Source organism: Paracidovorax wautersii (assembly GCF_900113035.1).
GTDB lineage: Bacteria > Pseudomonadota > Gammaproteobacteria > Burkholderiales > Burkholderiaceae_C > Paracidovorax > Paracidovorax wautersii.
This window is the reverse complement of sequence record NZ_FONX01000001.1, coordinates 606048-612921: the sequence shown is the minus strand read 5'-3', so window position 1 is coordinate 612921 and position 6874 is coordinate 606048. Positions and strand designations below refer to the sequence as shown.

At 70.0% G+C, this 6874-nt stretch carries 7 protein-coding genes; 1 reads left to right on the top strand and 6 read right to left on the bottom strand.

Annotated features, from left to right (window positions below; all coding sequences use genetic code 11):
- Positions 1 to 1208, bottom strand: a 1208-nt coding sequence (locus BM070_RS02625) for a methyl-accepting chemotaxis protein (protein WP_092937325.1), incomplete at its 3' end; no start/stop codon positions are given.
- Between the two features lie 126 nt (positions 1209 to 1334).
- Positions 1335 to 2384: a transporter gene (locus BM070_RS02620; RefSeq protein ID WP_092937253.1), complete on the bottom strand. Its 1050-nt coding sequence runs from the start codon at positions 2382 to 2384 to the stop codon at positions 1335 to 1337.
- A 156-nt stretch (positions 2385 to 2540) separates the two neighbouring features.
- Between BM070_RS02620 and ppk2 the strand changes: the two genes are divergently transcribed.
- The gene (gene ppk2, locus BM070_RS02615; RefSeq protein WP_092937251.1) at positions 2541 to 3455 is read left to right on the top strand and encodes a polyphosphate kinase 2; all 915 of its coding nucleotides are present in this window, start codon (positions 2541 to 2543) and stop codon (positions 3453 to 3455) included.
- Positions 3456 to 3481: 26 nt separating this feature from the next.
- Here ppk2 and BM070_RS02610 read toward each other — a convergent pair whose 3' ends face one another.
- The 4 genes from BM070_RS02610 to BM070_RS02595 all read right to left on the bottom strand — a co-directional run bounded on the left by BM070_RS02610 (position 3482) and on the right by BM070_RS02595 (position 6869).
- Positions 3482 to 4492, bottom strand: coding sequence for a GlxA family transcriptional regulator (locus BM070_RS02610; protein ID WP_092937249.1), 1011 nt, complete (start codon positions 4490 to 4492; stop codon positions 3482 to 3484).
- The gene (locus BM070_RS02605; protein ID WP_092937247.1) at positions 4453 to 5097 is read right to left on the bottom strand and encodes a DJ-1/PfpI family protein; all 645 of its coding nucleotides are present in this window, start codon (positions 5095 to 5097) and stop codon (positions 4453 to 4455) included. The genes BM070_RS02610 and BM070_RS02605 overlap by 40 nt, the downstream gene beginning before the upstream one ends.
- The gene (locus BM070_RS02600; RefSeq protein WP_092937245.1) at positions 5094 to 5660 is read right to left on the bottom strand and encodes an isochorismatase family protein; all 567 of its coding nucleotides are present in this window, start codon (positions 5658 to 5660) and stop codon (positions 5094 to 5096) included. The genes BM070_RS02605 and BM070_RS02600 overlap by 4 nt, the downstream gene beginning before the upstream one ends.
- 126 nt (positions 5661 to 5786) lie before the next feature.
- Positions 5787 to 6869 (bottom strand): AI-2E family transporter, encoded by a 1083-nt coding sequence (locus BM070_RS02595; RefSeq protein WP_092937243.1) that lies wholly within the window; start codon positions 6867 to 6869, stop codon positions 5787 to 5789.
- Positions 6870 to 6874 lie beyond the last annotated feature (5 nt).

The window sequence follows — 6874 nt, the reverse complement described above, 5'->3', positions numbered from 1 at the left end:
ACTTCGCTCGCCACCACGGCGAAGCCCCGGCCCTGCTCGCCGGCACGGGCCGCTTCCACAGCGGCGTTCAGCGCCAGGATGTTGGTCTGGAAGGCGATGCCGTCGATCACGCCGATGATGTCGGCGATCTTGCGCGAGCTGGCGGTGATCTCGTCCATGGTGCGCACCACGCTGCCCACCACCTCGCCGCCGCGTGCGGCGGTGGCGCTGGCGGACGAGGCCAGCTGCGCCGCGGTGCGCACGGTGTCGGCGTTCTGCTTGACGGTGGAGTTCATCTCCTCCATCGAGGCGGCGGTCTGCTGCAGGTTGGAGGCCTGCTCTTCCGTGCGCTGGCTCAGGTCGGCGTTGCCGGTGGAGATCTGCGAGGCGCCGGTGGCGATGGATTCGCTGGACAGGCGCACTTCGGAGACCATGCGCGAGAGGCTGGCGCGCATGGCGGCCATGGCCGCCATGACGCTGGAGGTATCGCCGGGGCGCACATCGACGGCCAGGGCCAGGTTGCCGCGGGCGACTTCCTGGGCGATGCGGGCGGCTTCGGCGGGCTCGCCGCCGAGCTGGCCCTTGATGCGCCGCGTGATGGCCCAGGCCAGCAGGCCGCCGATCAGGACCGCTGCAGCGGCGCCGCCCATCATCCAGCTGCGGGCGCTGGCGGCCTTCTCCTGCGCCAGCTCGCCTGTCGCAGCCATCTGCTTTTTCTGGTGATCGATCAGCGCGTCCAGCTGGTTGAGATAGCGGTTCTGCACGGGGCGGACGTCCTGTACCAGCGAGGCGCGGATGGCCGCCATCTCGTTGCGCAGCCCCATCTGCGCCGTCTTCTCGACGGTATCGATGTAGGGCATGCGGACCTGGCTCATGTCGGAGAGCATGCGCCGCGCGTTGTCGGTGGCTGCAGCGGCCTGCAGCTTGGCCAGCGCTTCATGGTTCCTGGCCGCTGCGTCGTCGATGCGCTTCTTCTCGGCAGCCCTTTGCGCGGGATCGTCCAGCAGAGCGATGTTGCGCAATGCCCGCGCGATGACGTTGACGTTGTCCTTGATGCCCTGCAGCAGGAGCACGTTGTTGATGCGGTCGCGGTTCAGCGTCGTGATCTGCTCGCTGACCGATGACAGCTGCAGGCTGCCGATGGCGGAGATGCAGATGCTCAGGAGAATGAGGGTGGAGAAGCCTGCGCCAAGCATGTTGGCGAGCTTCATCCTGTGAAGAATATTCATGGGTCGCTTCCTTGGGATGTGTCGTCGACTGGCGTGGTTGCCGGCCAAAGCAGGAATCTTCAAGGAAGAAACAAATTGATGCTAATTATTACCTTTTGATGAATCCGTGTATCTCGCAGGACTTGACTAGTCGCCGCCACGGCGCAAGGCAAGCCATGCAGCCACGGCCGTGAAGACGGCCAGCACCACCACGATCACCCAGAAACCATGGGGCGCATCGGCCATCGGCACCCCGCCCACGTTCATGCCGAAAAGGCCCGTGAGGATGTTGATCGGCAGGGCCAGAACCGTCACCACGGTCAGCACGAACAGGCTGCGACTGTTGTCTTCCTGCACGTTGGCGGCGACTTCTTCCTGCAGCAGCTTGATGCGTTCCTGCAGCCCCTGCATGTCGCGCAGCACCACCGAGAACTCTTCCGAGGCGTCGCGCAATTCCTGGGCGTCGTCCTCGGCCATCCAGGCGGGCGGGCGCTGCAGCAGGCGGAAGAGGGCGGCCGGTTCGGGCGCCAGCAGCCGCTGCAGCCGCACCAGCAGCCGGCGCAGCTGGCCCAGCCGGGCGCGCTTGTAGTCCAGCCGGCCGGCGAGCAGTTCGTCCTCGATGCCGTCGATGCGCTGCGTGACGCCGCGCACGATGCCCACCAGCACGTCGGCCTGGGTGCGCATGAGCTGCTCCAGCAGCGCCACGCTGGAGCGCGGGCAGTCGCCCTCGCGCACGGCGGTGCGCAGCGCATCCACCGAGCGCAGCGGCTGGGTGCGTGCGGTGATGACCAGCCGCGGCGTGACGCCGATCCAGAGCGTGGCGAGGTCCTTGGGCTCGAAGGCGAAGTCGAAATGCACGTCGTTCAGCACCGCGATCAGCGTGTCGTCGTCGCGTTCGATGCGGGTGGAGTGCGAGCCGTCGTTCAGCGCCTCGAAGAAGGCCGGCGGCAGCCCGGCGTGGCGTTCCACCCAGCGCACGGCCTGCGCGTGGCTCAGGTTGAAGTGCAGCCAGAGAAAGCCGCCTTCGTCGGCGGGCGGCAGCGCGTCTGCGGGCCCCTGCGGCTGGCTGGCCAGCCACTGGGCGGCCCGCGCCGTGTCGATGGACTCCGCCGTCTGGCCGTCCCGCAGGAGGTAGCCGCAGATGAGGCCGGCCGCGTCGCCGCCGTAATGAGACGCCAGGGCTTCAGGAACGGACATGCAGACGGGCTTGTAGGAAAAGGATGGGGCAGGCGTGCGAATGGAGCGCGATGTTCCGGCCGCCCCATGACAGGCATATGACAAAGGTGCAACATGTCACATGGCTGTCACTGCCCCGCGCCACGATGGCGCCACCTTCATTCGGCCGGTCTTTCCATGTTTCAGAACACCTCCCTAGACACGCAGGATCTCATGCAGCGCATCGCCAGCGAACTGATGGACGGCTACGACGAGGAACTCGAACTCGAAATCGAGGACCGCGACTTGGACGAGTCCGGCGTGGCCCTGCCCGGCGACAAGGCCGCGCGCCAGCAGTATTTCCGCGAGCTGTTCCGCCTGCAGGGCGAGCTGGTGAAGCTGCAGGACTGGGTGCAGCACACGCGCCAGAAAGTGGTCATCCTCTTCGAGGGGCGCGACGCGGCCGGCAAGGGCGGCGTCATCAAGCGCATCACCCAGCGGCTGAACCCCCGCGTGGCCCGCGTCGCGGCGCTGCCCGCGCCCAACGACCGCGAGCGCACGCAGTGGTACTTCCAGCGCTACGTGGCGCACCTGCCCGCGGCCGGCGAGATCGTGCTCTTCGACCGCAGCTGGTACAACCGCGCCGGCGTCGAGCACGTGATGGGCTTTTGCACCGACGAGGAATACGAGGAGTTCTTCCGCTCGGTGCCCGAGTTCGAGAAGATGCTGGCCCGCTCGGGCATCAAGCTCATCAAGTACTGGTTCTCCATCACCGACGAAGAGCAGCATCTGCGCTTCCTGAGCCGCATCCACGACCCGCTCAAGCAGTGGAAGCTCAGCCCCATGGACCTCGAAAGCCGCAAGCGCTGGGAGGCCTACACCAAGGCCAAGGAAACCATGCTCGAGCGCACCCACATCCCCGAGGCGCCCTGGTGGGTGGTGCAGGCGGTGGACAAGAAGAAGGCGCGCCTGAACTGCATCGCCCACCTGCTGGAGCAGTTGCCCTATGCCGAGGTGCCCCACCCCGAGGTGGTGCTGCCCGAGCGCGTGCGCAACCCCGAATACTTCCGCCAGCCGGTGCCGGCGGACATGTACGTGCCCGAACGCTACTGAGTTGAGGTGAGTTGAGTGGGGCCGGCTCAGTGCGCGCCGGGCGCCGACGGCGTGCCCGGCCGGCCGAACTGGTGCCAGGCGCGGCGCAGCTGCGTATCGGAACTGAAGCCCGCCAGATCGGCCGCCTGCGCCACGCTGCGGCCCGAGCGCAGGGCCGCCTCCGCCACCGCGAGCCTGATGCGGCGCAGGTATTCCAGCGGGGCGATGCCCGCATGCTCGATGAAGATGCGCGTCAGATGGCGTGGCGAGGTGTGCGCCACCTCGGCCATCGCCGGCACCGTCCAGTCGGCCCGGGGCTGCTGGCCCACCGCGTCCTGCACCCGGTGCAGCGCGGCGTGCAGGTGGTCGCGGTAATGCAGGAAGGGCGATAGCTCCGGGTCGTGCGGGCCGCGCCGCATGGCCACCACCATGGTCTGCGCCACCTGGGCGGCCACCGCCGGGCCGCAGGTGGTGGCGATGCGGTCGAGCATCAGGTCGATGCCGGTGGTCACGCCCGCGCTGCTGTGCACCGGCCCGTCGGCCACGAACACCCGGTTGGCCGCCACGTCGCAGCGCGGCTCGGCGGCCTGCAGCTCGTCCAGATGCTGGTGGTGCGTGGTGGCGCGGCGCCCGGCCAGCAGGCCCGCGTGTGCTGCCAGCACCGCGCCCGCGCAGATGGTGACCAGCTCCAGCCGGCCGGCCACCAGGCGCTGGCCGCGCAGCCAGTGCAGCAGGGCGCGGGCGCCTTCGCTGCCCACGTCGATGGTGCGGCCCGGCTGGCCCAGCAGCACGATCCAGGCAGCTTCTTGAGGCGCCCAGCGCTCGGGCAGCGGGGCGATCTGGGCGAGCTGCACGCCCACCGATCCGCGCGCCGTGGGCGACGGGCCGGCAAATTCGATACGGAAGCGCTCGGGCTGCCCCGCCGCGCGCAGGCTCTGGTTGGCGATGCGCAGCGCCTCGGCCGGGCCGGCCCAGTCGAGCACCAGGCTGTCCTCCAGCAGGATGAAGACGACGCGGATCAGGCCGCCGCCGGTGCCGTCGTGGGGTTCTCGTTCCATGCGTAATCCATCTGCCGCGCGGTGCGCAGCGCCAGCGTGCGGCCCGCCAGGCGTTCGACCAGATGCAGGCTCAGGTCCATGCCCGCGCTGATGCCGGCCGAGGTGAAGAGCCGCCCGCCCGGCTGCTCCACCCAGCGCAGGCCCTCGCGCACCTGCAGCGCGGGAAACTGCGCCCGCAGGTCGGCCGCGTCTTCCCAGTGCGTGGTGGCCTCGCCTTCGGTGAGCACGCCGGCCTCGGCCAGCAGGAAGGCCCCGGTGCAGACCGCGGCGGTGATGCGCGCCTGCGCGGCGGTGCGGGCGATCCATTCCAGGGTGCGCGGGCATTGCCGCGCGCCATCGACCACGCCGCCGGGCACGATGAGCACGTCGGCCACCGGGGCCATGGTGAAGCCGGCCTCGGGCAGCACGCGCAGGCCCGCCCGGGCGCGCACGGCCTGGGGCGAGCGGGCCACGCAGAACACCTCGAAGGGCGCGGGGGCCTCGGGCGCCAGCCGCGCCGCCATGCGGGTGGCGGTGGTGAAGACTTCGTAGGGGCCGGCCAGGTCCAGCGCCTCGACCTCGTCGAAGGCGAGCAGGGCGACGCGCAGCGTGGCTGGGGCGCTCATGCCGGTGCTCCGGCGCGGGCCAGGGCCTGCTCCACCGTGCAGAGCGTGGCGAAGCGGCCGGCCAGCACGGTCGCCGTGCGGGCCTTGATGTCGGCGGCGGAGAGCGGCGTGCCGTCGGGCTGCTGCATGTCGTAGGTCAGCGTGGCCTCGGTCACGTAGTCCACCTGCCAGCCCAGGTCGGAGGCATGGCGGGTGGTGGTCTCGCAGCACTGCTCGGTGCGGATGCCGCTCACGATCAGCCGCTGGATGCCGTGCTGCGTCAGCCAGACGTCCAGGCCGGTGCCCACCAGCGCGCTGTGGCGGTGCTTGACGAAGCATGCCGCCTCGTCGAAGGCTACGAGGCCCTCCAGCGGCCGTACCTGGCCCGAGGCCATGGCGAAGGGGTTGTCCGGCGTCTCGGGGCCGTCGTTGTGCAGCACGCGCAGCACCGGCACGCCGCGCTCCACGCAGCCGGCGATCAGGGCGTTCTGCGCGGCGAGGTAGGCGGGCATGTCGCGCTCGGTGGAATAGGGGCGGTGCCGGAAGGATTCCTGCACGTCGATCACAATCAGACAGCTTTTCATATCGGGGCTCCATCGGTGGTGTCAAACGATGGTGCCCATGGTGCCTGGGATGTGGATTATCCGCCGTGGCCCTTCAGGACGGCTTTCGATCATTTTCGGACAGGCGGGCCGCAGCCCGCCGCCGCGTCAGACCAGCCGGGCTGCGTCCAGCTCTTTCTTGAGGTAGGCGTAGAAGAGCGGCGCCGCCACCAGCCCGGCGGGGCCGAAGACGGCTTCGGCCACGAACATCACCGAGAGCAGCTCCCACACGCCCATGTGGGTGCGCAGGCCCACCACCTTGGCGTTGATGACGTACTCGGCCTTGTGGATCAGGATCAGGAAGGCCAGGCAGGCCGCCGCCGCAGCGGGCGACACCGACAGGCCCACGATGGTGATGACCACGTTGCACAGCAGGTTGCCCACGATGGGCACCAGCCCGGCCACGAAGGTGAGCGTGATGAGCGCGGGCGTGTAGGGCAGGCGCAGGTCCCAGAGCGGCAGCACCAGCAGCAGGAAGAGGCTGGTGAGCAGGGTGTTGAACGCGGCGATCCAGAACTGCGCCGCGACGATCTGGCGGAAGGCCTCGCCCAGCAGCGCCACGCGCTGGGTCAGGTGGCGCACCAGCGGGCCGTTGCTGCCTTGCGGCACGCGCACGGCTGCCAGCGCGCCGATCAGCAGGCCCACGTAGGCATAGAGCAGGCCGCCCAGCCAGGCGCGGCCGGCCACGGCCAGGGCGCCGGCCTGCGCGCCCAGGTAGTTGGCGATGATGCGCTGGATCTCCGCCGCGCCTTCGGGCAGCTGGCGGGCGATGTCGGCCGGCAGCTTCTGGCGCAGCTCCAGCACGGTGCGGGCCATGAAGTCCAGCAGGTCGCGGTATTGCTGCGGCGCATCGACCACATAGGTGCGCGAATGCGAGAGCGCCAGGGAGAGTGCCAGCACCGGCCCGACCATGACGAGGGCCGCCGCCGCCACCTCGGCAGGGCGCCGCCGCAGGCGGGTGTCGGTCAGCCGTTGCGCCAGCCAGCGCGTGAGCAGAAAGCCCAGGCAGACGCAGAGCAGCCCGGGCAGCAGCCCGCGCCACATCACCAGCAGCAGCGCGGCGGCCATCAGCAGATAGCTGGCGGTGGCGACGTGGCGCGGCACGGGGGCCGTGGCGGCAGGAGCCAGGGCCGGGCCCTGGGCGGGTGGCGTGTGTGCCGGCTGGGGAGCGGGGGCGGGCGGTGGCGCCATCGGCC

Coding starts and splice junctions, on each gene's coding strand:
- ppk2 (WP_092937251.1), top strand. CDS start 2,541: ATGTTTCAGAACACCTCCCTAGACACGCAGGATCTCATGCAGCGCATC.
- BM070_RS02610 (WP_092937249.1), bottom strand. CDS start 4,492: ATGGAACGAGAACCCCACGACGGCACCGGCGGCGGCCTGATCCGCGTC.
- BM070_RS02605 (WP_092937247.1), bottom strand. CDS start 5,097: ATGAGCGCCCCAGCCACGCTGCGCGTCGCCCTGCTCGCCTTCGACGAG.
- BM070_RS02600 (WP_092937245.1), bottom strand. CDS start 5,660: ATGAAAAGCTGTCTGATTGTGATCGACGTGCAGGAATCCTTCCGGCAC.
- BM070_RS02620 (WP_092937253.1), bottom strand. CDS start 2,384: ATGTCCGTTCCTGAAGCCCTGGCGTCTCATTACGGCGGCGACGCGGCC.
- BM070_RS02595 (WP_092937243.1), bottom strand. CDS start 6,869: ATGGCGCCACCGCCCGCCCCCGCTCCCCAGCCGGCACACACGCCACCC.